25 protein-coding genes and 1 pseudogene are annotated in these 26,737 nt (G+C 60.7%); 7 read left to right on the top strand and 19 right to left on the bottom strand.

Features of this window, described 5'->3' with window-relative positions:
• Window positions 1-7: 7 nt before the first annotated feature.
• From carB to J4G14_05750, 7 genes and pseudogenes are all read right to left on the bottom strand, one after another.
• Window positions 8-3,368: pseudogene (gene carB / locus J4G14_05780) on the bottom strand (carbamoyl-phosphate synthase large subunit).
• A complete protein-coding gene (locus J4G14_05775) occupies window positions 3,365-4,129 on the bottom strand; it encodes a glycerophosphodiester phosphodiesterase (GenBank protein ID MCE2457308.1) in 765 nt (254 codons plus the stop codon). The pseudogene carB and the gene J4G14_05775 overlap by 4 nt, the downstream one beginning before the upstream one ends.
• Entirely contained in the window at window positions 4,126-4,506 is a 381-nt protein-coding gene (locus J4G14_05770) for a PIN domain-containing protein (protein ID MCE2457307.1), read from the bottom strand. Before J4G14_05770 ends, J4G14_05775 begins: the two co-directional genes overlap by 4 nt.
• 23 nt (window positions 4,507-4,529) lie before the next feature.
• Complete coding sequence (locus J4G14_05765) at window positions 4,530-4,769, bottom strand: type II toxin-antitoxin system VapB family antitoxin (protein ID MCE2457306.1); 240 nt, start codon at window positions 4,767-4,769, stop codon at window positions 4,530-4,532.
• Window positions 4,770-4,861: 92 nt separating this feature from the next.
• On the bottom strand, window positions 4,862-5,926 hold the full coding sequence (gene carA / locus J4G14_05760) for a glutamine-hydrolyzing carbamoyl-phosphate synthase small subunit (GenBank protein ID MCE2457305.1): 1,065 nt from the start codon (window positions 5,924-5,926) through the stop codon (window positions 4,862-4,864).
• Window positions 5,927-6,104: 178 nt separating this feature from the next.
• Window positions 6,105-7,253: a hypothetical protein gene (locus tag J4G14_05755; protein MCE2457304.1), complete on the bottom strand. Its 1,149-nt coding sequence runs from the start codon at window positions 7,251-7,253 to the stop codon at window positions 6,105-6,107.
• 89 nt (window positions 7,254-7,342) lie between these two features.
• Window positions 7,343-8,203 (bottom strand): enoyl-CoA hydratase/isomerase family protein, encoded by an 861-nt coding sequence (locus J4G14_05750; protein ID MCE2457303.1) that lies wholly within the window; start codon window positions 8,201-8,203, stop codon window positions 7,343-7,345.
• A gap of 314 nt (window positions 8,204-8,517) precedes the next feature.
• On the opposite strand from J4G14_05750, the gene J4G14_05745 reads away from it, so the two are divergent.
• Window positions 8,518-9,282, top strand: coding sequence for an SDR family oxidoreductase (locus tag J4G14_05745; GenBank protein MCE2457302.1), 765 nt, complete (start codon window positions 8,518-8,520; stop codon window positions 9,280-9,282).
• Window positions 9,283-9,322: 40 nt separating this feature from the next.
• On the top strand, window positions 9,323-9,565 hold the full coding sequence (locus tag J4G14_05740; protein MCE2457301.1) for a hypothetical protein: 243 nt from the start codon (window positions 9,323-9,325) through the stop codon (window positions 9,563-9,565).
• 180 nt (window positions 9,566-9,745) lie between these two features.
• Here J4G14_05740 and J4G14_05735 read toward each other — a convergent pair whose 3' ends face one another.
• From J4G14_05735 to J4G14_05700, 8 genes are all read right to left on the bottom strand, one after another.
• On the bottom strand, window positions 9,746-10,123 hold the full coding sequence (locus J4G14_05735; GenBank protein MCE2457300.1) for a DUF5615 family PIN-like protein: 378 nt from the start codon (window positions 10,121-10,123) through the stop codon (window positions 9,746-9,748).
• Window positions 10,120-10,356: a DUF433 domain-containing protein gene (locus tag J4G14_05730; protein ID MCE2457299.1), complete on the bottom strand. Its 237-nt coding sequence runs from the start codon at window positions 10,354-10,356 to the stop codon at window positions 10,120-10,122. The genes J4G14_05735 and J4G14_05730 overlap by 4 nt, the downstream gene beginning before the upstream one ends.
• Before the next feature lie 46 nt (window positions 10,357-10,402).
• Entirely contained in the window at window positions 10,403-11,680 is a 1,278-nt protein-coding gene (locus J4G14_05725; GenBank protein MCE2457298.1) for a dihydroorotase, read from the bottom strand.
• A gap of 58 nt (window positions 11,681-11,738) precedes the next feature.
• Window positions 11,739-12,146: an NUDIX hydrolase gene (locus J4G14_05720; GenBank protein MCE2457297.1), complete on the bottom strand. Its 408-nt coding sequence runs from the start codon at window positions 12,144-12,146 to the stop codon at window positions 11,739-11,741.
• Between the two features lie 6 nt (window positions 12,147-12,152).
• Window positions 12,153-12,563, bottom strand: coding sequence for an NUDIX domain-containing protein (locus J4G14_05715; protein ID MCE2457296.1), 411 nt, complete (start codon window positions 12,561-12,563; stop codon window positions 12,153-12,155).
• Between the two features lie 173 nt (window positions 12,564-12,736).
• Window positions 12,737-13,774, bottom strand: coding sequence for an aspartate carbamoyltransferase catalytic subunit (locus J4G14_05710; GenBank protein ID MCE2457295.1), 1,038 nt, complete (start codon window positions 13,772-13,774; stop codon window positions 12,737-12,739).
• Entirely contained in the window at window positions 13,771-14,304 is a 534-nt protein-coding gene (gene pyrR, locus J4G14_05705) for a bifunctional pyr operon transcriptional regulator/uracil phosphoribosyltransferase PyrR (GenBank protein ID MCE2457294.1), read from the bottom strand. The genes J4G14_05710 and pyrR overlap by 4 nt, the downstream gene beginning before the upstream one ends.
• A gap of 305 nt (window positions 14,305-14,609) precedes the next feature.
• Window positions 14,610-15,689 carry an SIS domain-containing protein gene (locus J4G14_05700; GenBank protein ID MCE2457293.1) on the bottom strand — a complete coding sequence of 360 codons (1,080 nt, stop codon included), beginning with the start codon at window positions 15,687-15,689 and terminating at the stop codon, window positions 14,610-14,612.
• A gap of 298 nt (window positions 15,690-15,987) precedes the next feature.
• On the opposite strand from J4G14_05700, the gene J4G14_05695 reads away from it, so the two are divergent.
• From J4G14_05695 to J4G14_05685, 3 genes are read left to right on the top strand one after another with little or no spacing between them, the layout of a single operon-like run.
• On the top strand, window positions 15,988-17,079 hold the full coding sequence (locus J4G14_05695; protein MCE2457292.1) for an Ldh family oxidoreductase: 1,092 nt from the start codon (window positions 15,988-15,990) through the stop codon (window positions 17,077-17,079).
• Window positions 17,080-17,088: 9 nt separating this feature from the next.
• Window positions 17,089-18,570, top strand: coding sequence for a hypothetical protein (locus J4G14_05690; protein MCE2457291.1), 1,482 nt, complete (start codon window positions 17,089-17,091; stop codon window positions 18,568-18,570).
• A complete protein-coding gene (locus tag J4G14_05685; protein ID MCE2457290.1) occupies window positions 18,567-19,535 on the top strand; it encodes an inositol monophosphatase in 969 nt (322 codons plus the stop codon). Before J4G14_05690 ends, J4G14_05685 begins: the two co-directional genes overlap by 4 nt.
• A 14-nt stretch (window positions 19,536-19,549) precedes the next feature.
• On the opposite strand, the gene J4G14_05680 is transcribed toward J4G14_05685, so the two are convergent.
• From J4G14_05680 to J4G14_05665, 4 genes are read right to left on the bottom strand one after another with little or no spacing between them, the layout of a single operon-like run.
• Window positions 19,550-20,101 (bottom strand): Uma2 family endonuclease, encoded by a 552-nt coding sequence (locus J4G14_05680; protein ID MCE2457289.1) that lies wholly within the window; start codon window positions 20,099-20,101, stop codon window positions 19,550-19,552.
• Between the two features lie 42 nt (window positions 20,102-20,143).
• Window positions 20,144-20,920, bottom strand: a complete 777-nt coding sequence (locus tag J4G14_05675; protein ID MCE2457288.1) for an NAD(P)-dependent oxidoreductase — start codon at window positions 20,918-20,920, stop codon at window positions 20,144-20,146.
• A gap of 51 nt (window positions 20,921-20,971) precedes the next feature.
• Window positions 20,972-21,355, bottom strand: a complete 384-nt coding sequence (locus tag J4G14_05670; GenBank protein MCE2457287.1) for an aspartyl protease family protein — start codon at window positions 21,353-21,355, stop codon at window positions 20,972-20,974.
• Window positions 21,356-21,403: 48 nt separating this feature from the next.
• A complete protein-coding gene (locus J4G14_05665) occupies window positions 21,404-22,531 on the bottom strand; it encodes an alkaline phosphatase family protein (GenBank protein MCE2457286.1) in 1,128 nt (375 codons plus the stop codon).
• Window positions 22,532-22,662: 131 nt separating this feature from the next.
• On the opposite strand from J4G14_05665, the gene J4G14_05660 reads away from it, so the two are divergent.
• Complete coding sequence (locus J4G14_05660; protein ID MCE2457285.1) at window positions 22,663-23,955, top strand: hypothetical protein; 1,293 nt, start codon at window positions 22,663-22,665, stop codon at window positions 23,953-23,955.
• Window positions 23,956-26,718: a hypothetical protein gene (locus J4G14_05655; protein ID MCE2457284.1), complete on the top strand. Its 2,763-nt coding sequence runs from the start codon at window positions 23,956-23,958 to the stop codon at window positions 26,716-26,718.
• The last annotated feature ends 19 nt before the right edge of the window (window positions 26,719-26,737 follow it).

Here is a 26,737-nt window from a genome sequence, read left to right as displayed (position 1 = left end):
AAATTCACTATTCACTATTTCTGTAGGCGGGTAGGGGTTTGACGCTGTACTCGGCTCCTGAGCCGACCATGCTCTCGACGGCGGCGCGGGCCGTGTCCAACGATGTGAAGCAGGGTATTCGCGCTTCGGTCGCGGCGCGGCGGATGGCGAAGCCGTCCTGTAGCACCTCGCGGTCGCCGGTGACCGTGTTGACCACGGCCTGTACCGTCCCGTCTTCGATAACGTCGACGACGTTGGGGTGACCCACAGAAAGCAGCTTCGGCAACGGGACTACCGGCAGTCCAAGGCCGGATATCATGGCGGCCGTGCCCTCAGTGGCGTACATCGTGCAGCCCGCCGCGTTGAGGTCGCGCATCATCTGGACAGACTCGGCCTTGTGTCGGTCGGCGATGCTCAGAAGCACCGAGTCGCCGGGCTTCACTGCAAGACCTGCTGCCATGAGCGCCTTGGCGACGGCGGGGGTGAACTCGGTGTCGATCCCCATCACCTCGCCTGTGGACTTCATCTCAGGGCCAAGGTAGGTATCGACTCCAGTCAGCTTGGACATCGAGAAGACTGGAGCCTTGACGGCCACCAGCTTCTGGCGCTTCCAGAGGCCGCCCTCGTAGCCCTCATCCTTGAGGGTGCGGCCGAGCATGGCCTTGACGGCCAGCCTGACCATTGGAACGCCGGTCACCTTGGAGATGAACGGAATGGTGCGGCTGGAGCGGGGGTTGACCTCGATCACGTAAATCTCGGTGCTGCCGTTCTGGTTTTCACCCTCACCTGTCGAGGGAGAGGGAGTTGAGGATCTGGGACTCCTGTACGGCGAGCCGTCTCCCACGACGACGTACTGAATGTTCATCAGACCGCGCACTTCGAGCGCCCGGCCAATTCTCGTCGTGTAGTCGACGATCGTGTCGACCTCGTCTTCGCTCAGAGTGACGCCTGGGTAGATCGCCATCGAGTCGCCGCTGTGGACACCGGCGCGCTCGACGTGTTCCATGATGCCGGGAATCAGCACGGTCTCGCCGTCACAGACGGCGTCGACCTCCACCTCGCGACCCTCGAAGTACTTGTCGATGAGCACACGCCTGCCCGATCCGGCATCGAACGCGCTCGTCATGTAGCGCACGAGCTCGGAGGCGTTCTGGACTATCTCCATCGCGCGCCCGCCAAGCACGTAGCTTGGACGCACCAGCACCGGGTAGCCGATCTCCTGCGCGACGGTCAGAGCCTGCTCCATGTCCATCACAGCGGAGCCCGGCGGGTTCGGAATTCCGACCATAGCCAGGAACTCCTCGAACAGGTGACGGTCAGAGGCGGTGTCTATCGATTGCGCCGTAGAGCCGAGAATCGGCAGCCGCGCCTTATCTAGAGACTGGGACAGGTTGATGGCTGTCTGGCCTCCGAACTGCACCATGGATGGCGGGATGATCGGGTCTCCGTTCTCCGACCCGATGGCCTCGTTCTCCAGGATGTCCCTGACCGACTCCTCGTCGAGCGGCTCAAAGTAGAGCCTGTCACTGGTATCGAAGTCAGTCGAGACGGTCTCAGGGTTGGAGTTGGCCATCACGCTCTGGATGCCCTCCTCCTGCAGCGCCCATGCCGCGTGGACCGAGCAGTAGTCGAACTCGATGCCCTGTCCTATGCGAATCGGACCGCTGCCAAGTACCAGCGCCTTGGAGTCGGGTGTCGGCAGCGCCTCGTTCTCCTGCTCGTAGGTGCTGTAGAAGTACGGTGTGAGCGCCTCGAACTCGGCGGCGCAGGTGTCGACCATCTTGTATACGGGACGAATGTCCCACTCCTGGCGCTGAGCGCGTACCTGCTCGGCGCTGCGGTCGGTGAGAACGGCGATCTTCTCGTCGCCGAAGCCGAGTCGCTTGGCCATCCACAGCAGCTCTGGGGTCAATGTCTCGTCCAGCAGCCTCAGCTCCATCAGGGCGATGCGGTTGAATGCCCTGGTGAACCACGGGTCGATGCCTGTCGCCCTGGACACCTCTTCAGGGGTCTTGTTCCTGCGAAGCGCGGCCATGAGCGCCCATAGCCTCTCGTCGTTCGGGTTGATAGGCAGGTGGGTGAGAGGGTCTTCGTCGCTGTCCCACCCGGAGTCCTCCCAGAGCAGCGACCGGTTGGTGATCTCAAGCGACCTGACGGCCTTCTGGAACGCCGCCTCGAAGGAGCGGTCGATAGCCATGACCTCGCCCGTCGCCTTCATCTGTGTGCCGATAACACGGTCGCCGAGCGGGAACTTGTCGAACGGCCAGCGTGGAATCTTTACCACGCAGTAGTCGAGTGCGGGCTCGAACGCGGCGAGTGTCTGCTGGGTGACGGCATTCGGGATTTCGTCGAGGCGCTTGCCGACCGCGATCTTCGCCGCGACCCTGGCTATCGGGTAGCCGGTCGCCTTGGAGGCAAGCGCAGAGCTGCGGCTGACGCGGGGGTTCACCTCGATGATGTAATAACTGTCTTCGGCGCGACCGCCGCCTGGAAGCGTCTCGGCGACGACATCCCCGGGTTCGAGGGCCATCTGAATGTTGCAGCCGCCCTCGATTCCCAGCGCGCGGATGATCTTGAGGCTTGCGGACCTCAGGAACTGGTACTCCTTGTCGGTCAGCGTCTGGCTTGGCGCGACCACGATGCTGTCGCCGGTGTGGACGCTCCATGTTGCAGATGGTGATGCAGTTGTCCGCGCCGTCGCGCATCACCTCGTACTCGATCTCTTTCCAGCCGACCAGCGACTTCTCGACCAGCACCTGGGTGATGGGGCTCGCTGCGAGGCCGCTCCTGACGAACTGGTCGAACTCATCGACGGTGTTGGCGATGCCTCCACCGGTGCCGCCCAGCGTGTACGCGGGCCTAATGACCAACGGCAGACCGATGTCGTCCATGACCCGGTAGGCGTCTTCCACAGACTCTGCTATCTCAGACGGCGGCACAGGCTCTCCGATGCTCACCAGCAGGTCTCTGAACAGCTCGCGGTCCTCGGCGTTGCGTATAGTCTCAAGCGGAGTGCCGAGCAGTCGCACATCGTACTTGTCCAGGATGCCGGCGTCGGCAAGCTCCACTGCGAGGTTGAGGCCGGTCTGACCTCCGAGCGTCGGCAGCAGCCCGTCGGGGCGCTCCTGGTCAATGATCCGGTCCAGTACCTCGATGGTCAGGGGCTCGATGTAGACGACATCGGCGATGTCCTCATCGGTCATGATCGTCGCCGGGTTCGAGTTCACGAGGACGGTAGTGACGCCTTCCTCTCGCAGCGCCTTGCACGCCTGCGTGCCTGCGTAGTCGAACTCCGCAGCCTGGCCAATGACGATCGGCCCCGAGCCGATAACAAGTACTTTAGTCGGTTTTTCCTGAATGGGCCTACCTCCAGCCTGGCCTAATGTCATACATCTACCCTTTGACCACCTGGTCTGAGGGCTAGGTATTCAGTGAGTTTGTCCGGGAAGTTGATGGTCATGCCGTCCGCGCCGCACTCGACGACGTGTCGCATGAGATCCTCGCTGTACACGCCCTGACACCTGACCACGAATCCGCGCTCGTGGAGCGTGCGGACCAGTTCAGGGGTCGTGATGTTCGCTCTGGGGCAGACCTGGTCCAGTCCAAGAGCGACAGCCTGTTCGATGATCGAGTCGTCCCAGTCCACAGGTCCGAGCGGCACCAGCCAGCCGGTGGTCAGCTCAGGTGCGTACTCTCGCACCTCGTCGAGCCACGGTCTCCAGAACGACGTAATCGTGACGTCGTCGGTCATCCCGTGTGCCCTGACCATGTCGGCTACTCGACTCGCCAGCCCCTCAGCGCGGGCCTTGATCTCGATGTGGAAGTGCAACCGTCCCTTGTAGTGCTCGAAGAGCTCGGCCAGGGTCCTGATTCGCTCACCAGCGTACTCGGACCCGAACCACGATCCGGCGTCGAGTTCACGGAGCTCAGCGAGGGTCAGGTCAGCGACGGGGCCGGAGCCGTCAGTGGTGCGGTCCAGTGTGTCGTCATGTATGACGACGATATGGCCGTCGCGGCTGAAGTGGACGTCGATCTCAATATGGTTAACTCCCAATTCGAGCGCCTTGTCGTAAGCCGCAAACGTGTTCTCGGGGGCATATTCAGAAGCTCCACGGTGTGCGATGTTGAGGAACCCAGACGATGAAGTCATTGCTTGTCCGCTTCCTGAAAAGGAGGTTCGTACAGGTCAAGCTCCGGTATGCGGACGAACACTCCGTCAAAGGTGTATAGGGGAACACCGTACCTGATTGCGGTGGCGGCGATGACGATGTCGAGATCGGAGATAGTCACACCAGCACGCATGTAGCGCCCGCTCAGTCTCCCTGCCCACACCCATGTCGGCGGGTCCAATTCAAGAAAGTCCAGGGAGGTAATCCGTTCGCTCAGGAAATTGAACTCGTCGTCGGATCGAGCACCCCTCAGGTACTCCATGATAACTGGCCCCGTCACTGCGGCATCACCAGATACGATGAGAGAAGCTAGATGTCCCGCTTCTTCAGAATTCGGAAGCCTCTGTGCATGTACCAAGACCGAAGATTCCACCAAGATAGTCAAGAAGGATCCTTCCCGATGGAATCCAGGAAACTCCTTCGTCTCTCGTCGAGTTTGGCGGCTTCTTCACTGAAGTCGTCAACGACGATTCTGCCCCACGAGTCTATTAGCTCCTGAGCATACTTCCGACGAATGAACTCCTTGAGTGCCACGTTAACGGCCTTACTCTTGGAACTTTCACCTGTGGCGTTAACAACCCGATCCAGCAATCTGCTATCGATGTCGAGTGTAGTCCTCATCGGACAGCCTCACATTTATTTGCATCATTATCCAGCATCATTCTTAGACATCATAATATCACATCATGGACGCGTCTGAAGAGAAATGCGAATCAGGACGAGTGCTCCCTTACGAGGTCCATAAATCTGTCGAAGAGGTACTCGTTGTCGCGGGGGCCGGGGGATGCTTCGGAGTGGTACTGGATGCTCATGATCGGTAGGGATGTGTGTCGAAGGCCCTCGACTGTCCCGTCGTTGAGGTTGATGTGGCTGACCTCGAGGTCTGACGGCAGGCTGTCGGGGTCGACGGCGTATCCGTGGTTCTGTGCGGTTATGTGGACGCGGCCCGTTGCGATCTCCTTGACCGGGTGGTTGCCGCCCCTGTGCCCAAACTTCAGCTTGTAGTTCCGGCCTCCGAACGCACGGGCAATGATCTGGTTGCCGAGGCAGATGCCCATCATCGGCACACGACCGACCAGCCCCTTGGCGGTGTCGACTGCGTAGTCCAGCAGGTCCGGGTCGCCGGGACCGGGAGACATCAGCACGCCATCCGGCTTCATCGCGAGCAGATCATCTGCCGACGCGGTTGCCGGGTATGCCATGACCTCGCATCCGCGCGTGCGCAGGTTGCGCAGTATGTTGTACTTCAGACCGCAGTCTGAGACCAGCACACGGTACTTTCTTTCAAGCGGCTCAACACCGGTCAGGGGAGTCTCCCAGCCGTACGGCTCAGCGGTCGAGACCTCTCGCACGAAGTCTGTGCCTTCGTAGGTCGGCATCTCCCTGAGTCTGGCGAGAGCCTGTTCCGGTGACTCAGCGATCGCGATGGTGCCCATCATTACACCGCTCGTCCTGAGCCGGCGGGTGATCGCACGCGTATCCACGCCGCTGAGTCCGACGATGCCCTGCGACTTCAGGAAGTCGTCCAGCGTCATGTCGCTGGCAGCGTGGCTCGGAGCATCGCAGTGGTCGCGCACTACGAATCCTGATACCTGGATCTTGCGCGATTCGTAGTCGTCCCTGTTGATCCCGTAGTTGCCGATGAGCGGGTACGTCGGCACTACGATCTGACCAGCGTAAGACGGGTCGGTGAGGATCTCCTGGTACCCCGTCATCGACGTGTTGAACACGACCTCACCGTGCGTCCGCTGCGACGTTATAAGACGAGCCGTCTTCAAGTACCAGGTGGGCGAATTGAGTCATTGGTCGCAGACGAACCTCCGGGGCAGGCTGGGCCCATACAGGATAAAGGCGATTCGCCCTCGCGTGCAAAGCAGATTTGAGCCGACTGTGCATGATTGCACCGTCATGGAACCTAGAACTGTCGGACTTCGACGACAGCGGCTGACTTGACCACTACGGTTGCTGCGGGCTGGGCGTAGCTTCCAGTTGCTTCGGGTCGTAGCCCACCAGTTCCACGAAACCCCAGCCCGTTACAGGCTGGCCCTCGCGTTGTCCGGTCACTGAAACCGCCCCCTCCCAGTAGGATACTTTTATGAACTCGCTGGTGAACTCGGACTGTTCCACATAAGGCGTCAACTCCAGGTCCAGTCCCAGAGGTGCGACCTCCACCCGCCAGCCCGATGGGTACTCTACGCCAGTTTCCGGGCTCACCCAGATTCCCAGCGGGGTAATCGAAATGTCATCCTCGTCGTAGTGGGTCACGCCGCCGTTGGGCTCCCGGTAGGTGCCGTGCCCGGCCAGATGGCGGTGTCCGTCCGGGTCCCATATAACAGCAACCATCAGGTCCGAGCCGTCATCAAGCTGAATGCTGGACCAGTCCCACCCGATGTCAGTTCGGGTGATATCGCCCCATTGATGATCCATCCAGCCCGGGCCGCTCACCTCGCGGCGCCCTCCAGTGTCGTCTATCCAACCGGATACTGCGAGGCGAGTACGGGAGTAGTAGTACGTTGAGCCTGCCTCCGGCCCCATGTCCACAAGGCCGTTACCACCGTGCAACACCGGCTCCCGTTGGGACACTGCGCTCAGTTCCAGGTCAACCGGGCCATCTGCTCCGCTGAGCTGGAAGCCCATATCGTAGCCGTCAGGACCACCGCGCATGGTCCAACCGCCGGTAGCGATGTCCACCCCGTCGGCTTCGGGCTGTGTCGGCGCCAGCGCCGGAGTTTCCGCGTCGTAGTGCGCACCGCTCCGGTGGTCTCCCAGGGTCGCCTGCAACAGGTGAGGTGTACCGCCGCTAGTTCCCTCCAACTGGAAGGTGACGAAGTGATAACTGTATTCGCCGCCGGCATTGTCGCGCAGCATCCCGTTGAAGTACCACCATTCGATGGGCGTGTCATGAGACCCTTCGTCCTTTGGGAAGACCACTGCCGTTGTAGACGACTGTGGCGGAGACTCGACAGGCGATGGTTCGGCTGTGGGAGTGGGAGCGGGGGTCTGAGTCGGCGGCACGACTAGAGACGGTGCAAGTTCGGAAGCGGGTTCCGGTGGAGGCGGTCCTGATGAGCAGCCGATCGCGAACAGGATCGTTAGAGCGATCATGGAGAGGGTTTTAGGCCAGGTGAAGGACAGTGGAATGTGGATGCTCCTCTACATGCAAGGACTGAACCATCACAGAGTTTACGTTATGTCTATCTTGATTCTTTGTACCCATGGTCGCGTTCGTGCTTGAACGCGGCCCATCCCTGCTCCTCGCGAATGCGATGACGTCCGGCGCCGACCGTGTCCTCCGCCTCCAGCATGTCCTGAAGCGCGTCGTTTTCGCGGTAGCGAACGGAGTCGATCAGGCCCATCTGCTCGTACACGAGGTTGACGAGTCGCTTGTTGAGCCGGACCACCGAAGGCGGGAGCACCGCGAGCTTGTGCGCCATCTCGTTGGCGGCCTCATCTAGCTCGTCGTCCGGGACGACTCGGTTGACCATGCCCATGCGCAGAGCGTCCTCTGCTGTGACGATCTCGCCCAGGAGCAGTATCTCTTTGGCCTGCTTCTGTCCGGTGATAAAGGGAGTGATGAGCATCGGAATGCCGAATCCGTGGCGTATCTGGATCTCGCCCATACGCGCACTCTCGGCGGCGATGGTAAGGTCGCACACGCCTGCCAGCTCGCATCCCTGGCCCACAGCGTGGCCGCGTACTGCTGCGATCACGGGCTTCGGGAACGACCAGATGCGTAGCTGCAGATCGATCGCGTTCGGAGCGGGGTCGTCGTCAGGGTAGAGCGACGACCACAGGTCGCCTCCCGCCGAGAAGGCGCGTCCGGCCCCTGTCAGGATCACAGCGCGCACGTCCTCGTCTGACTCGGCCTGGTCGAAAGCGCCGTCGAGGAGTCGATTGACGTTCTTGTTGATGGCGTTGAGCACGATGGGGCGATTTAGCGTAATCCGCGCGACCCCGTCTCTGGCCTCGTACAGCACGTCGTCCGGCGACGGTGGCGGGATGGGGATGCCGTCGGGGGTCTTCTTCCAAGTGCTGGTGTCCTGGTCGGTTGTCATGGTGTTATCTCCTATGTCGGGACAAACGGTACCATACGGCTTGGCGTCTGCCTGGAGCTTGTGTCAGTTTGATAGGCAGTGTTTTCACCCTCACCCTAACCCTCTCCCTGAGGGAGAGGGGACTTTCGATGCCGGAGCGTGGGGCCGACTAAACTGATACAGGTTCGTCTGACTGCAGCCGATTACCTCTGGATATCATACGATGCTAAACTCGACAGGCGAACGGGGCAGCCTACCTACGGCGTACATGAGGCACTTGAAGTGGGTAAGCCATCTCCCAGCGTACACGCTAAGTCGCGACTGGAGAGGACATAATGGCAAGAATTCTTGAGGGCAAAGTATCGATCATCACTGGCGCCGCTACGGGCATCGGTAGGGCGACAGCCGAGCTGTTTTCGAGTGAGGGCGCTTCCGTGGTCGTGGCTGACCGGAACGATGTCGAGGGCGAGCGAACGGTGGCCAGCATCAATGAACGGGGCGGCGACGCCATATACGTCGAGACCGACGTTTCCAAGTCTGGCGACGTGCAGCGGATGGTGGAGCGGGCCGTTGAACGATTTGGTCCCCCGGATATCCTGGTGAACAACGCTGGGATCTTCATTCGTATGGTGCATCGAGTCCATGAAATCACCGACTTGGAATGGGATCTGACCCTGCAGACAAATCTGAAGGGTGCCTTCTACTGCTGCAAGTATGTGCTGCCTCACATGATGGAAAAGGGTGGGGCGGTCGTTTCGATATCCTCGGTATCGGCCCTCGGAGGAGGGGGCATGGCCAGTCCGTACGGCATCAGCAAGGCCGGTTTGATCAGTCTGGGAAGGGCGGTCGCGAGTGAGTACGCTGAGTACGGGATTCGGTCGAATGTCATCCTTCCAGGACTTACAGACACGCCGCAGGCCAGGGGATCGACGGGCAGCACGGAGCGGTTTGAGGAGAGGACCAACGAGATTCTCCTGGGAAGACCGGGGAAGCCCTCAGACATAGCTCAACTCATTCTCTTCCTGGCGTCGGAACAGTCTTCATTCATCACGGGGGCCAGCTACATAATCGATGGCGGCGGAAATCTTTCCAGTCAGTAGACGCTGCAGCGTTATCCCACGTTGAGGAGGTCCTAAGACCGTGGAGACATTGAGAGAACTGATAGAGATGGCCGTCGCAGACTACGGGTTCAGGCTTGCCGTGATGTGGGGTCCTGACGACGTCATCGCCATGTCGTCGCTAACCGACGAGGAAGCGTCGGTGCTGAAACGAGATCTGCTTCCAGAGCTGAAGGCTCTGCCTGATCCGGTGGAGCCGGCTGATCGGTCGGGGGTAAATGAGAGGCTGATGGAACTTGCGGAGGGGAGATTGGGGTCTGGCTGAGGGTAGTTCACCCCACAATTGGCCGTAGGAAGACATCAGCACCTGGTAGGAGCCTCAACCACCTTCGTCTCCCATCCCTCAAATTGCCCGAACCACTGTTTTGCCAAGCTTCATGTACCGAACGCACGAGTGGTGGTAGTGTCTCTCCGCGATTCTTCCAAAGTAAGTCTCCAAGACCGTCTATGGCTCACGCCGTTCTATTGGGAGATGCCGGACGCGAACCTGACGTTCGCTCACGCTTAAAATAGCTCCTCGGTCAATGTCTGGTTCAAATTCCGAGATCAGGTACGTTAAGTGATTATTGAGGATCTGAGGCTGCATTCTTCTGAGGCGAAAGATGATCACACTCGGCAGTTCGGCACCACTCGCAGCCATTAGCTCGCCAAAGTCGAGGTCATGAGTAAGGAGTATGCGGCTTTCACTGCGGGCCTTGTGCAGTATGTCCGGGTCCTTCATCCTGTGGAGGCGTTGTTCATAGAGATGAAGAGCATCGTGCCCGAGGCAATTTAGGAACTCAACTGTTAGAGGAGAAATCCCAACGTCTGCCAGGAACCTCACGTTGTGACAGGCTCCATCGGGTGAATGCTCTCTTCCGCCAGCCACGCTGCATATCGTAGGCATTGACGGACATCTTCGGATTCGAGGTACGGATACGCTTCTATGATCTCGTCCGTGGACATGCCGCTGGCTACCAGATTCAGCACGAGGGAAACCGTGATGCGCATACCACGAATACATGCACGTCCCCCCATTACCTGGGGATCATGAGTTATCCGGTCTAGCTCAGGCATTCACGCACCTCCGATCAACCTTAGACGATCTGATTGTACGTCATCATCAAGAGGCGTGTCCGTTCGAGTACACCACCTTACCGCCCACCAGCGTCATTGACACCTGGCCGTGGAGGGTTTGGCCGTGGAGGGGGGAGTTCTTGCCCTTGGACTCGAACGCATCGACGTCGACCGTCCACTTGGCGTTGGGGTCGAAGATCGTGACGTCGGCGTTGGCGCCGGGCTTGAGGCTGCCGATGTCGGTGCGGCCCAGGAACTCTGCTGGAGCCGAGGTCAGCTTCTCGATCATGAGCGGCAGTCCGACCTGGCCTGCGTGCACCAGCGACATGACAGACCCGAGCGCAGTCTCCAGGTTGCTGATGCCCATCGCCGCCTCCTCGAAGGTGCACAGCTTTTCGATCTGATTGTGCGGAGCGTGGTCGGTAGCGATCACGTCGATCGTACCGTCGCAGAGGCCAGCGGCCATAATCTCCATGTCGGAGCGGGCGCGCAACGGTGGGTTCACCTTGGCATAGGTGTCGTACGCGGCGGTCTCTAGCGCGTCGAATGGATGGCCGCCAGCGTTGCCCATTACCGCCTCGTCGGTCAGCGTGAGGTGGTGAGGCGTGATCTCGCAGGTCACACGGACACCGCGCTCCTTCGCGCTGCGGACGAGGTCCAGCGTTCGCTCAGTTGAAATGTGCGCCAGGTGGATGTGTCCACCGGTAAGCTCGGCGAGCATGATGTCGCGCGCGACCATCGTCTCCTCCGCCGAGTTGGGCGCTCCCTGGATTCCGAGACGATTGGACACCCACCCCTCGTTCATGTGGCCATCCCTGAACAGGTCCGGCGTCTCGCAGTGGTTGATGATCGGGAGCCCGAGTCCTGACGCGTAGCTCAGAGCCTGTCGCATGATGTTGGAGTCGACAACCGGGTGACCGTCGTCACTGAAGCCGATGCAGCCAGCCTCTGCGAGCTCTGCCATCTCTGCGAGTTCAGCTCCCGCTGATCGCTTCGTGACGCATCCGATGGGGAGAACACGCACCGCGCCCTCCGTCCGGGCCTTCTCCATCACGTACTCGACCGTGGCGCGAGTGTGCATGGTAGGCTCGGTGTTCGGCATCGCGCACACGGTCGTGAAGCCGCCCTTCGCGGCGGCGCGGGTGCCCGAGGCGATGGTCTCCTTGTACTCCAGTCCGGGATCACGCAGGTGACAGTGGAGGTCGATGAACCCGGGACTGACTACCATTCTTTCAGCGTCGATGACTTGAGCGTTCTCAGGTGTCGCGATATTGGCTTCGACACGAACGACTCTGCCATCCCCGATGAGAACGTCTCCGATCATGTCCACGCCCTCTGACGGGTCGATTACCCTACCGCCCTTTATGACAACTAGCGCCACTTTATTCACTCCTATTCAACATAGTCAGCATCGGTCGCACGTAGTCCCACATGGGTAGATCGGACTCGCCGTCCCACCATGCGAGTTCGACATGCTCATAGCTGAGTGAGACTTCGCCGCTCGCTTCAACAAGAAAAACGCTGTGTACCTGTCCCCAGAAGTCGCCAGTTTTCTGGCAGCCGAAGAACTCGCAGTACTCGAAGAGATAGTCAACCCTGGAGGCGACTAGTCCTGTCTCCTCCTTCAACTCTCTGTGCAATGCAACCAGCAGGGGTTCGCCATCCTCTATCCCTCCACCGGGCAGACTGAATTCGACGTCCACCGGCTCCCTGAGCAGTAGGAGCTTTCCGTCACGCATTACCAGTGCGGTCGCCCGGTGCCGGATCTTTCTCTTAGGTGTGTTGCCCATCTGGCTTCAGAGCCGCGCGACGATTCCGCGCACGTGCGGGAAGACAGGCGTGTCGTCCCTGGTGTCCCACCATGTGAAGCCGTCGACATCGCCCCGCACGACGACTTCGCCCTCGGCTTCCACTTCGTAGAGGTGGTGGTCGTTGTACTTGCCCTCGTGCGTGAACAGGTACCTGATTGACATCGCCTCCAGACTGGTCTCCTCATGAAGCTCTCTCGCGGCCGCTATGATCGGAAGCTCATCGCGCTCGATGCCTCCGCCGGGGAGAACATAGGCATCGCGCCCTCGGTCCCTGACCAGAAGCAATCTGCCGCCGCGCCACATGATCAGGGTCGCCCTGTGGCGGGGGAGTGTCCCATCCCAGCCTGGGTAGGAGGTGGGCCTGTCGGTGCGGGGTTCTGGTGATTCTTCTTGCATATGGTCTGCTCCTGCGGGTGTGTGAGGTGGGTGTTCGGCCTTTTCACCCTCACCCCAACCCTCCGCGGCGGAAGAGGGGGCCTAATGGCTGGTGTCCATGCTGGTCCGCATACCTTCACCCACTTCTGTTGTTCCTTTAGGGAAGGGGAAGCTTGTGGCCGCCTCTCACTCCTCTACGGCAGTCTTGGATAGCCTTCTCGGATTGGAGTGGCCACGCTGTACAGCAGCGCCATGCGGATGGCTACGCCGTTTGTGACCTGTTCTTCGATCATCGAGCGTGAGCCGTGGGCGACTGCCGGGTCTATCTCCACGCCCTCGTTCATCGGGCCGGGGTGCATCACCAGTGCTCCCGGACTTGCCAGCTTCAGCCGCTCCTCGTTGATGCCGTACTCACGTGAGTACTCTCTCAGCGAAGGAAGGTGCCCGGCCTGCTGACGTTCGAGCTGCAGTCGCAGCGCGTACACCACGTCCGCACCTTCGAGAGCGTTTTCGATGTCTGTGACGATCCTGACATTCGCGAACGGGTGGCCTTCGATGTCGGCCCTCCGGTCGAGCAGGTCCTGGGGAAGCAGTGTAGGTGGGGCGCAGAGCGTTACTTCAGCGCCCATCGTTGTCAGTCCCCACAGGTTGGAGCGTGCGACACGGCTGTACAGGATGTCGCCTACGATGGCCACCTTGAGTCCCTCGACGCGGCCGAAGTAGTTGCGCATTGTGTACATATCCAGCAGCGCCTGCGTCGGGTGTGCATGGGCACCGTCTCCGGCGTTGATGACGCACGCGTCCAGGTGCCGCGCCAGGAAGTGGGGAGCGCCGGAGTGTCCGTGCCTGACGACGATGATGTCGGCGTTCATGGCCTGCAACGTGAGCGCGGTGTTGTACAGTGACTCACCCTTCTCCACGCTGCTGCCTGAGCCGGACACGTTGATGACGTCTGCGCTAAGTATCTTGCCAGCCTGCTCGAACGACACCCGCGTGCGCGTGCTCGCCTCTGTGAACAGGGTGATGACCGTCTTGCCCCTCAGCGTGGGCACCTTCTTGATCTCGCGGTTCATCACCTCGCGCATGGCGTCGGCGTTCTGGAATGTGTCCTCGATCTCCTGACGGGAGAAGTCGTCCATGTCGAGTACGTGCCTGCGTCCGGGGACGTAGGTCGGCCTTGGGCGCTCGAACGGCACGACCGGAGGCCGCTCTATTGGGATCGTCTGAGTCATGCGTCCACCTTTCTGGACAGGAGCACCTCGTCCACGCTGTCGATCTCTGTCAGCCTCACGTCCACCTCCTCGTCGTTGGAGGTTGGGACGTTCTTACCCACGTAGTCGGCCCGCAATGGCAGCTCGCGATGGCCGCGGTCGACGAGCACGGCGAGCTGGATCTGGCTGGGCCGTCCGAAGTCGGTGAGCGCGTCCATTGCGGCGCGTATGCTGCGCCCGGTGTACAGGACGTCGTCGACGAGCACAACGCGAAGTCCCTGGATGGGCGGTATGCTGGTAGGGCGCATCAGTGGGCGTGCGCCGCCGGCCAGATCGTCACGGTACAGCCCTATGTCGAGCGAGCCTACCGGCACGTCCTTATCCTCGAAGCCCTTGACGAACTCCGCGATGCGTTGCGCAATCGGGACTCCCCCGCTGTGGAGGCCCACGATCACGAGGTCGTCCGCGCCGCCGTTGCGCTCCAGAATCTCGTGGGAGATTCTGACCAGCGCGCGCCGCATCTCATCGGAGGTGAGTATCCGTCGACCGATTGGAGGTGCTTCGCCCTGGGTCAACAAAAAAACCTCTTGCCGTTGCTGGCAAGAGGTTCGCGGCCGTGTCGGATGTGGCCGCGCGTGGCGGCGACCGTTGCTCCGCTTCGTCCCCCGTATCGTGGTACGGGGTGACGTTCCTTGCCAGCCTCACTGGACCGACTTAAAGGGTTAGGGCAGCCTCACGCCTATCAAGGCCACCGGGGAAATTCTAAGCAGACCGCTCCTGCGGTTGCAAGGTGCGGTCTTGTGAATTGACGACGAATCCGGCCCGTGCAGAGCTCAGTCAGAGTGTCAAGGCAGGCTTAGAGTGTGTAGTGCTCGCGGGCGGCGAGATGCTTGGGGTCGTCGAGCCTGAACGTGTCGGGGTTGTGGCCGAGTTCCAGGGCCAGCCAGTATGTCAGGAGTTGGAGCGGGACCAGGTACACGATCGGCGAGAAGATCTCGTCGCACTCGGGCACGCTGATGACCGTATCTACGAGTTCGGCACGGACGCCATCTCCCGCCTGGAGGATGCCTGCGGTGCGAGCGCCAACCTCGGAGGCGGCTCCCATGATGTCGACCGTCCTGTCCTCCGGGCCATCTTCGGGTGGGGCGATGAATGTAACCAGGCAGCCTTCATCGGTAGACACGAATGGACCGTGGAGGTACTGCTCGAGATGCAGTCCCTCTGTCGTCGTGTAGTTGGCCTCCTTCATCTTGAGGGCGGCCTCGTAGGCCGTGGATGCGTTCGCGCCTGTTCCGACGAAGTAGAACCGCTGCACGTCGACGGATTTGGCAGCCCACTCTCTTACTACGCTCTCCGAGGAAATAGCCTCCCGTACAAGATCCGGCAGGCCGGCGAGTGTCTCGGCTGTGTGCTGTGAGGATAGCTCGATTGCGAGCATTGTCAGCGCGGTAATTGCAGCTGTGTGAGAGACTGTGAATGCCGACGACGGGTCGTGGAAGGAGGTCTCCACGACAGCGTTTGCGAGTTCGCGGCGGGCATCCGAACCTATGCCTGTCAAAAGCGCTGTCTTCGCTCCAGCCTCGTGCGCGTATTCCAGTGAACGCAAAGAGTAGGTCTTCGTACCTCGGTGACTGAGGACTATTACTGCGTCATCGTCGCTAAGAGAGGGCGGACGGTTGTAGAACTCGAATGAGTTCCATGCACGCGCGTCCTCCCGATTTCCCACTGTTCTCAGGAGGTGCTCTCCGATGAGGGCGGCGTGCCAGGATGTGCCGATTCCGACGACGTGCACCCTCGAAGAATTGCGGACCAACTCCGCCACCGCACTGACGTTTTCGCCCTCGTCTGCGAGAACGCGAGCGATCGATTCCGGCTGTGCCATAATCGCGTCGTGCATGTGGTACGGGTGACCTGTCCGCATTGCAGAAAGTGTCATCGGGTTGCCTCCATAGCAAGCTAACTCTCACGTGCGAGGATACACACGGAAACGTCATCATGTCACCAGTTGGGCACCTGAGTTGTGCAGGGGTTGAGCCTGTGTCAGTTTGGTAGACAGTGTTTTCAACCTCACCCCCGGATCAAGTCCGGGGCAGGCTCTCACCATCTCCCTGAGGGAGAGGGGACTTTAGAAGGCACCCCCCAATTGACACAGCTTCTAAGTGGGTGAGACTTATTGACCGGAGTTAGTGCTAAAATCCAATTCGCCCTAAACACGCTGACAAGGAGTAACCCCCATGCTAGAGCGATTCAAGGTCCCGCACGAGGATGAGACGCGCGTTCCGCACGATGCGCTGCACGAGACGGTTACGTCGATCTTCGAGAAGATGGGCGTAACGAGTGACGACGCGGAGGTCGGAGCAGACGTGCTCGTGGCGACCGACTTACGGGGCGTCGAGACGCACGGCGTGTCGAACATGCTGCGCTCTTACGTTCAGGGTTACTCCCAGGGGACGCTGAACTCCCGGCCAGACTGGCGGATCGTGCGCGAGTCGCCGTCGTCCGCGACCGTGGACGCCGACCGCGGCCTCGCCGTGATACTGGGGCCAAAGGCGATGAACATTGCTATCGAGAAGGCCCGCAACGTTGGTGTCGGCGTTGTCACCATGTACAACGCCGGGCACTCGGGCGCCATCGGGCACCACGCGATGCTCGCGGCCCAGGCCGACATGGTCGGAATGACGGCCACGGCCGGCGGTCTGCTGGTGCTCCCTACGTTCGGAGCGGAGCCTCGAATGGGCACCAACCCGATCGCCATCGCCGCGCCGGCGAGGTCGGAGCCGTTCCTGCTGTTCGACGCAGCGACCTCTGCCATCGCCGGCAACAAGCTGCAACTCGCCAATCGCGTCGGGGCGAACATGCTGGGAGGCTGGATATCCGGTCTCGACGGCGATCCAATTCTCGACGAAGTACCGCTCCCTGAGAGGGGCCAGTACTACCAGCTGCCTCTTGGTGGCACCCGCGAACAGGGTTCTCACAAGGGCTACGGCTTCAGCCTGATGTCCGAGGTTCTCACGTCGCTGCTGTCCGGCGACAAGCCGACCATGCTCAGTCAGGAGGGCGGCGGAAGTCACCACTACTTCGCGGCGTACAACATCGAGTCCTTCTGCGACCTCGACGAGTTCAAGGACAACATGGACGACATGCTCAGGACGCTCCGGGAGACACCGCCTGCTCCGGGCCATGATCGCGTCATGTACCCAGGACTTTCCGAGTACGAGGAGGAGCAGGAGCGCCGCGCCAACGGCATTCCGCTGCATAACGAGGTCATCGAGTGGTTCAGCGACATCTGCGCTGAGCTGCAGCTTCCCGCTCTGCGCACGTTGTAGATTGGCGCGATGCTCGGCACCCGCACTCTGCTTGTCGTGGTCATGGCCCTGGCGATGATGGGGCTTGCCTGCTCAACTGAAGAGCCTGACGCCCCGGTCGCCGTGGCGACGCCCTTCAAGCCGAACCCGGGGACTCCCTCGGAGGCGCCACTTCCCAATTCGTGGGTCGTGGAGTTTACTGACGAGGGTTTCGTTCCCAAAAGGCTTGAGGTAGAGGTTGGCCAGCAGGTGCAGTTCGTAAACGCGTCCGGGTCAAGTCTGTGGCCCGCGTCGAGCATCCACCCCACGCACCAGATCTTCCCCGAATTCGATTCAGGCACTCCGGTCGGTGAGGACGGTGTCTGGGCGTTCACATTCGAAAAGCCCGGATTCTGGCGATACCACAATCACATGGTGCCCGAGTACAGCGGGCTGATCGTCGCCACGGGCGGTGATGCAGTTGAGTTCGTGGAGCCACTTTCTCTGGACATCGGAGACCTGAATTTCAAGAGTCCGCCCGACCTGACTCCGAAGGCGCTTACGGACCTGTTCACGAACGACGTGCTGCTGCGCCAGTACATCCAGGACTACGGCCCCGCAAACACCGTGAAGCTGGTCGCCGAGGCAGGCGACGTGGTGGGCCAGCTCTGTCATGAGCGCGCCCACGTGACGGGGCGAACTGCGTATGAGCTTTTCGGCGCCGCGGCTTTCGCGCTGTCCAGCCATGAGTGCGAGGCCGGCGCCTACCACGGCGCGACGGAGGCCATGTTCAAGGATCGCGGCACTGTCAACCTGGAGTCGGACGTCCAGGTGATCTGCGGCGGTTCCGACGTGTTCTTCTTCAGGCTCCAGTGCATACACGGCGTCGGCCACGGCCTCATGGCCTGGACGAGCTATGAGCTATATGACTCGCTCGACCTGTGCGACAGGCTGGAGATCGACCGTGACCAGCGCGCCTGCTACTCAGGCGTGTTCATGGAGAACGTGGTCGGCGGACTTTCCGGCACGATGGGGCACTTCACCGACTACCTCTCCGACGAGGACCCGCACTATCCCTGCAATGCCCTGACCGACCGGTACGTCCCGTCGTGTTATCTCTTCCACTCGACGAGGATGCTCCTGATGTTCGAGTATGAATACGATCAGGTTGCTGACGAGTGCGCGAACGCCCCGGAATACGGGAGGTACGAGTGCTTTGAGAGCTTCGGGCGTGACCTCGCCGCTTCCTCTCTGGGAAACCCTGCCAAGGGGCTAAAACAGTGTCACGACACCGTCGACGATCCCACCCATCGTGTATGGTGCATCCAGGGGTCAGTCCAGGCACGCTTCTGGGAGATCGGCCGCGCCGATGAAGCAATCGAGATGTGCAGTCTGGCGACCTCGCCGCAGGAAAAGGAGGGCTGCTCCTGGATGATCGTCACCCGAGCGAGAGAACTTTACCCTGACCGCCCCAGCCTGGAGGCCTTCTGTGCCAGGCTGGACGTAGCCTACCAGGCGTGGTGCACCAGATGACTCAGCCGCCAGATGACCAGCTTCTGAAGAGTATCGAGGACCGCGCCGTCGAGCTTGCGCGCGGGGCGGGTGAGATCCTGTCGCGCCACTTTGGCGGCAATCTGAGCGTGGAGTTCAAGGACGATCGCGGACGCGATCCAGTCACCAACGCCGACACCGAGTCGCAGGAGTTCCTGGAGAAAGGCATCAGGGATAGCTTCCCTGACCACGGCATTCTTGGCGAGGAGGATGACGAGAAAAAGGCAGCCGAGAATGAGGCCGTGCCCGACTACATGTGGGTGCTCGACCCCTTAGACGGCACCAAGAATTTTCTGCATGGACTGCCGTTTTTTGCCTCGTCGGTGGGAGTCATGTACCGTGGTGAGCCGGTGGTGGGAGCGGTCTTCACGCCCTGGGCGGGAAGTGCTGAAGGAGTCGTTCACCATGCCCGAAGGGGTGGCGGAGCCTACACCGACGGCGACCCGATCAACGTGCTCGCCCTCGACAAGCCCGGCGCGGACCAGCTTATGACTGTCCCCGGCGCGTTCGACCGAATCTACAGGTTCGGCAAACCGATGCGGGGCACCTCTGGCGACCTGCGAGTGACCGGGTCGATCGCCTTTGAGCTCATCCTGGTGTCGCGAGGCGTTACGCAGTACATGTACACGTCGAACCCTCACCTGTGGGACATCGTCGGTGGGGTCGCCGTAGCGATGGAGGCGGGCGCCGCGTTGATGGTGGGCCAGCGCAACTCAGGCCCGATGGGGCTGTTCCCGTCGATAGCGTGGCGCAAGTCGAACGCGCTGGTTGATGAGTGGAGACAGGGGAACGCCACCCTCAGAGACCTCAGGCGGTGGGCAAGGCCGCTGATCCTCGGTGCGCCGCCGGTGGCCGATACCGTGTCACGCAACATGACGTGGCGTCGCGACCCCGCACTCCGTCTGCGCTTCTGGTGGGCCCGCCGAAGGCGGCGACGTCAGCGGTGACTTCAGGTCACAACCTACGCGAATATCTCTCCTACCGGCATCTGCCACCCGGGGACGATGTCTTCGACATCGAGCGTGTCCCCTTCGGCCAGGACCACGATGTCCGTCATCGAACGGTGTACCTTGACGACCCTCCTGCGAGGGTCAACTAGAACGACTGCGAGCGTCCCAGCATCGAGCCAGTCTGCGACTTTTTCGTCAACTTCGGTATAGAGATCACTCGGCGAGATTACCTCGACTGCGATGTCTGGCGCTCCGAGAAAGAAAACACTTCTGTCGACGATCTGTTCCACTCTCTCTCGTCGAACGAATGCTGTGTCAGGGGCGCGAATATGGTCGGGATCGGTTCCTAGTCTAAAGCCAGTCTCGGCTGCACATACCTCCCCCAGGTTGTTGGCTTTCACAAAAGTCCCGAGGGAAATGCCTATCGACATTGCGAAAACTCCGTGACCATATCCCGCAGGAGCCATCCTTCGCAGTTCTCCTCTCACGAGTTCGTACCTAAAGCCATCGTCAGGCATGTTCAGGAGTTCTTCGGCTGTTACATGGGTGGTCGTGGTAACCATGATCTACATTCTCCCATGTTGGGGACTCTTCTGCTTGCTCTCCTACCTGTAGTCCTCTGCGTTGTCCTGCGGGGTGTACCCTAGGACATCCCACCCGCGCAGGGTGTCGTAGATCTTCCAGGTGTTGCCGGACGCTCCGAAGTAGATGTCGTAGTCGACGCCCTCGATCTCGATGCACCGGTCGACCATGGTGACCAAGTCTCGGCTGCTCAGCCAGCTTACGAACGACCGGGCGTCTTCGCCTGGCCTGTCCTCGACGCTCATGGTGCCGAGCCTGATACAGATTACGGTCATGCCGTACTCTTCGGAGTAGTACTTGCCGAGCGATTCTCCGAAAATCTTGCTCGCGGCGTAGGGCCCGTCGGGACGCGCCGGCATCTCGTGGGTCACGAGAGGGACGTCGTCGGGATTCAGTCCGTCGTATTTGCCCTCGGCGATCGACTTCCAGGGATCGTCGAGTTCGTAGAAGCCGTTGACGTGCATCGAGCTGAAGAACACCACGCGCGAGACGCCGCCCTGTCTCGCAGCCTCGAGCACGTTTGCCGTCGCCGTGATGTTGTCAGGCAACAACAGGTCCCACCAGATGTCTGGCGTGTGCCTTGGCTCGGCAGCGAGGTGGACGACCGTGTCCACGCCCTGGAACGCTGGCAGGATGCCGTCGAAGTCGGTCAGGTTTGCCGTCACTGATTTGAACCCATCGACCTCCACCGGAATGCGGTCAGTGCCGGACAGTTCGTACTTGTCTCCAAACCCGTTCCGCAGGAACGTGGCAATGCGACCGGCCGAGCCGGTCAGAAGGACTTTCTTGTTGGATGTCATGCGTATTTCTCCAGTGTATGGTGAACGGCGGTGAATTCGGGATTGCTCGAATCAGTCAACTTGGAATCCACTCAAAAGCAGGTACGGCGGTCCGAATTCATCCTCTGGCAGTCTTTCCAGTGATTCGGTGACGGGATTCACTCGATACCTCATGGTCTGCAGAAGGTGATAGCCGATCAGCGGAATCGGTGCTTGAGTAACGGTGGCACCGAAACCACGTCCGTCTATCTCTCCGAGCGCCCAGTATGACTGCTGTTCGATGATTCCGTTCGCAGTTCGAACCGAGATGACTCCATTCGGAATTGGCGAGAGATCGAGTTCGTCGAGTTCCTCCTGCGGAAGCCCTATATGGGTCGCACCTGTATCAACCAAAAACTCGTACTCACGGGTTTCTGCGGCACCGATAATCGTTGTGGTCGCGAAGGTCCTACCCACTTCGAGAGTCTCCAATTTGGAGTCTGCGAATCCGTAACCCAGCCTACATCATCTTAGCACCCGATCGAATATATACCGGCCGATGTCTCGGTTCTCGTTGAACTCGAACACGTCGAAATCGCCGTTGTAGCCGATTATCGGGATGTCCTGTTCGTGTGCTGATGCATGCGAGCGCAGGCTGTGACCTGCGCCTGTGTCGTCCCAGGTGTCTTCGAGGTCCTTCGGGCCGAAGACCGTATCGATATCGCCGGTGACGACGAGGTCTCCTATGCGGTCGTAGTTGAGCCTTAGCTCGTCAGCGGCCTCCTGACGGCTGTATACGCGCTCCACGCCGGAGGTCTCGCGAAGAGCCGCGGCCGCCTCATCGGCCCGGGACTCGCTTCCTGAGTGGAGGTAGATGAACATGCAGCCGCCCAGGTTGTTGTGGTGCACTACGTAGCGGTCTTTGATGATCGGTACAACCTCAGCGCCGATACCGTTTGCGGCAAGCGCGTCGGAGAGGTCTACCATGCGCTTCTTCGGATTCATGCCGTGGTCCGCAGTCAGCATCAGTGTGATGTCGGGATGCGAGTCGACGAGCTCGCCAATGGCATCGTCCAACACGCTGATGTGCTGCTGCGACTCCGGCTCGTCGGGGGCGTAGGTGTGCATGGCGAAGTCGGTCGTGGAGATGTACACGATGTCGGCAGGTTCGAGCTTCATCGCGTGGCTGGCTGCGCGTATCGTCCAGCCGTTGACGTCGAGCGAGTAGATCGGAGGCGGCTCTCCCACCCCTTCGACCGCCCATGCTGGAGCCTGCTCAGATGAGATCGCCACGTCCGCGCCGTCGGACAGGAGCGTCCGCAACTTGTCTTTCGAGGTCGACAGGATCGTTCTCGCTCCCATCTTCTTTGCGCGTTGGAAGAACGTCTCGGACAGGATGTACTCGCCGGACTCCATGTAGATGTCCTCGCCCGTCTCGCGCACCATCCTGTAGTTGGAGCTTATGCCGTGCTCGGAGGGGTACTCGCCGGTCACTATCGACACGTTGTTCACGTTGGTCACCGACGGCATCATGGACTTGCCGACACGGTAGAAGCCCTGGCGTGCCAGCGACATCAGGTTCGGCGCGTCGCAGGCCTCTATGTATTCCGGGTCATATCCGTCGACTGTGATGATTACGGTTGTACGAGGCAATTTGAGTCACCGCCTGAGTGAAGTGGGTGTCAACCGCGGAGGGTCGGCAATTCGTATCTTAACATGAGGCACCTGGCGTCCCGGCTCATTGGAGTAGCTTGGTGTGTCACAATATCCACCAGATGACAGACATGGAATCACAGGCAGTCAGACCCAGGCGCAGGTTCAGGTGGTGGCAGGGGATCATCCTCGTGCTGCTCCTGCTGACGCTGTTCATTCCCCGAACGGGCGGCCTACGCATAACACCGGTGGAGCGGATCGCGTTCGAGCACGTCTTCTCGCTCGTGGAGTGGGAGGTCGTCAACTTCCCACAGAAGTGGCTCTACTCACTGACGAACCTGGTCCCAGGCTCCAAACCTACTCGAGACGAGCGGCTCGAAATGGTCGACGAGTACCTACAGACGGTGAGGGCCGCGAACAAGGAGGAGCGACGGATAGAGGGCGCTAACCAGCTCAGGAGCTTCAGGGCAGGCGGCTCAGGGGCTAAGGCAGGCCCTGTGTCGGACGAGCTCTTCCAGGAGCTCATGGCCCGAGAACGGGAGCTTCGACCGGAGGTGGAGGAGGCGGTCGAGGCCGAGATCCACGCGGTCATCGCCGAACTGGATGTCGACTCCCGCTTCAGCATCGTGTGGCCGCCGATAGACATCAGGTTTGGCGACCTCCCCACGCTTCTGGTGATCTCTCCAAGGAACGAGATCAACATGGTAGGTGCGGTGTTCCTCGATCCCGATATCGAGCCATTCGACCGTGATGAGATCGAGCGCAGAGTCGTCAACGAGCTCGACTACGCCGCCTACGTCGACGACATCGCAGGACTGGCCACGTTCCCCAACATGGTCTCCGACTCACACACGACCCGCACCGTTATTCGCACCGCCGCGCACGAGTGGCTGCACTCGTTCTGGTTCTTCCACCCGTTCGGCAGGAACTACTTCGCATCGACCGAGATGACGACGCTCAACGAGACCGCCGCCACGCTTGCCGGAAACGAGATCGGCGACATCGTGTTCGAGCGCATGGGCGGAGACCTTTCAGTGAACGCCCGTCGCTATGAGACCGCGAGCCAGATCGATCCCAGGTTCACCACGTTCATGCGCGAGACCCGGATCGAGGCCGAGCGTCTGCTCGGTGAGGGCAAGATCGAAGAGGCCGAGGAGTATATGCGCAAGCGACAGTGGGACCTGCGGCTGCGCGGCTACTACATCCGCAAGCTGAACCAGGCGTACTTCGCGTTCAGGGGCCGGTACGGCGACAGCCCGGCGTCGATCAGTCCGGTCGGCGAGCAGATGCGCGAGCTGCGCTCATACATGACCGACATCGGCGAGTTCATCCGGATCGTATCTAAAGTATCCAACCCAGCGGAGTTCGAGGCTCTGTTGGAGCGTATACGCAATGAAAGGGGAGGGGACGTGAAGGGAGGCTAAATGGACCGCAAGGCGTTGTTTGCACTGGTGATAACTGGGGCACTGGTCCTGTCCCTGCTGAGCATCGTGACCGCGTTCGCCGATGACGGAGTGCGTTTCATCGACTCGGACGACATCAACCCCGACGGCACCCTCTCCGACAGCACTCCCGAAGACCAGGAGTGGGTTCGGCAGGGAGGCCGCGCGGGCCTGATGCTTATCGCTAACGACCTGGACCAGCCGATAAAGAGGGTGCTGATACCCGGCATCGATGCCACGATAATCGGCAGGGGCGATGTCGGCGCACACACTGCTGTGATCACCAACGCCAGTTCCGGTGTCACGTCCTCGCTGAGTGTGGGCGACTACGTACTGATCGGACGGAACACCGTTCGTAAGGTCGAGTCCGTAGACAGCGACAGCACTGTTACGCTCGACCAGCCATTCGCCACGAGCATGTCCAATGCGACGATATTCCGCATCGACGACACGGTTGCGGAACTCTCTGTTTGGGAAGAGAACTATTCCTCGTACGCGATGGCGGAGGTGATAGACGGTGGCCAGGCCAGCTACAGGGAGACAACCGGGGTCTCAAGGTTCATGTCCCAACACCCCATCGCCGACAGCGACGTTGCGGAAAGCGTGTCCGGTACCAGTGTCACTGCGCTGGACCGTCTCTCCGGCTCCGGTACGGGCACCATAGGCACCGGTGACGTGCTAGTGGTGAGAGTCTCCGGCAGCAATTCAGAAGTCATTCCAGTGGCCATCGTCTCCGGTGACAGGATTGAACTGGAGGACGTCCCAGGTGCGTCCACCAGCAACCCGCTTGGGCTGGATACCAACGAGACCGCCTATCTCGTGTACTGGGCCGAGGAGAGGAACGAGACCGGTTCGCTGGTGACCGTCCGCTCAAGGGTCCGCCCAGGCCCCGTGACTGTTGTGCTGACTGAGACCACGCCGGTCTCGGGTCAGTTCGTTGTTGAGATCGCGACCGTCGCGCCGGTGGACTCGCGGGGCAACCGGGTAACGGCCGATACGGGCGCGTCACCGCCCACCCTGCCGGTCAATCCGCGTGACACGATCACACTGTCGGCGGGAGACGCGAGCGGGACGCTGCAGATTGAGTCGACTCCGCCGTTATTCTCAGATCTCAGCCCTGCGCACAACACAGCGGTGCGAGATGACAGGCCCGAGGTGAAAGCGCGGGTCACTGACAGCGAGTCTGGGCTGGTGGCAGACAACATCTTCGTCACGTTCCGAGTCACCGAGGGCTCTACCAGCCAGACTGTCGAGCTAGTCCCCGCGTCGGACGGCGACGTTGATGAGATCCCGGGTGGCTTCGAGATCAGCCAGAGTCTACCCGGAGCCTATGCTCCGACTGGCGACGCAGTCATCGAGTGGTGGGTCAAGGCGATGGACAATGCCGGGAACGTCGGGCGCTCAGACAGCCAACCGACCAGTGTCACCGTCGACGACACCAGTCCATCACTCCTCCGGGCCGAGACAGGGCGTCACTGGGACGCCAGTCTCGACACGGGCGACTCCGACGACAAGACGGAATATCGAGCGTCGAGGGCAGACACCACGAGTGTGCTGGTGGTGTTCAACGAGCACCTTGATGGCGCGACCGTCACCGCCGCCGACTTCGAGGTCGACGGTGAGGCGCCGAGAGCCGCCGAGGTTCGCAACGTCACCGTGCGCGACGACAGCAAGAACGGCGACGGCAACAGCGCCATTGCGGGTGACAGCGTGAGAGATGTCGGACTCGACAGGGGCTATGTCTTCCTGGCAGTTGATGAGATGGAGCCGGATGCTCGGCCGAGGGTCGAGCTCGTTGGAGGCGTCTCTGACATGGCTGGAAACAGGCAGGGCGGCGGCAGGTTCAGGGAATCCGAAGACCGCACTGCCCCCGCACTGACCGTGACCGTTACCGAGGGGGATCGTCCCGTCACCAGGGACGTAGTCAACCTGACGATAACCTCCAGCGAGAGCATATTCTCACCTTCAGTCTCATACCGCAGGGTCATGTCCTCCAACGGCGAGCAGACTCTCGGTACAGAGAGGAAGGATGCATCGGTGGCGGTCAGGTCGGCCACCGAGTACACCGCGACCATCGAGCCACCAGATGACGGACTGTACACAGTGTACGTGTCCACCAGGGACAGCTCCAGCGGCAACGCGGGCTCCAGGGGCGACAACAGCGCACCTGTGGACGTGGACGGGGAGACCAGCGCCATCCTGTTCGAGCGGGACACCAGCCTCCGCGCTCCTGACGTGGACCCACACATGGCCGGTGTACAGGACGAATTCAGCACCGACGATCCGAATGCCTTCATCAGCATCGACTTCTCAGGTGAGGCCTCAGAGTACTACCAGGACACCCACGGCTCGGTGACCATAGTGTCCGCCACGTTGGGTGGTATCGACATCACTGACGATCTGCAGCCCAATAAGGCTGGCAATGTCTTCGTGTATAGGGCTTCAGGGCTGACGTCTGGAGACCATGCGTTGTCGATCACTGCAATGGACGAGGCGGGCAATACCGTCGGAGCCGACGGCGAAGGGGTCTATTCGTTCGATGTGATGGTGGATGCTGACGACATCGTCAGCCCTGTGCCCGTGCAGCCGTCACCGCGCACTTCCTATGATGATGACGGTGACGGCAGGATCAGCAGGTTCGAGGCTGCCAACGCCATGAATGACTACCTCTCTGGTGACGGTCGCATCACCAGAAGCCAGTTCATTCACACCGCCGTTCACTATCTGACTGGCTTCCTGAACTGAAGCAGGTCGTCAGAAGCGC

This window comes from Dehalococcoidia bacterium (genome assembly GCA_021295915.1).
In the GTDB taxonomy this organism is placed as follows: domain Bacteria; phylum Chloroflexota; class Dehalococcoidia; order Lucifugimonadales; family UBA1123; genus VXRN01.
The sequence above is the reverse complement of the archived record's forward strand: the minus strand, read 5'-3'. Positions and strand labels throughout refer to the sequence as shown.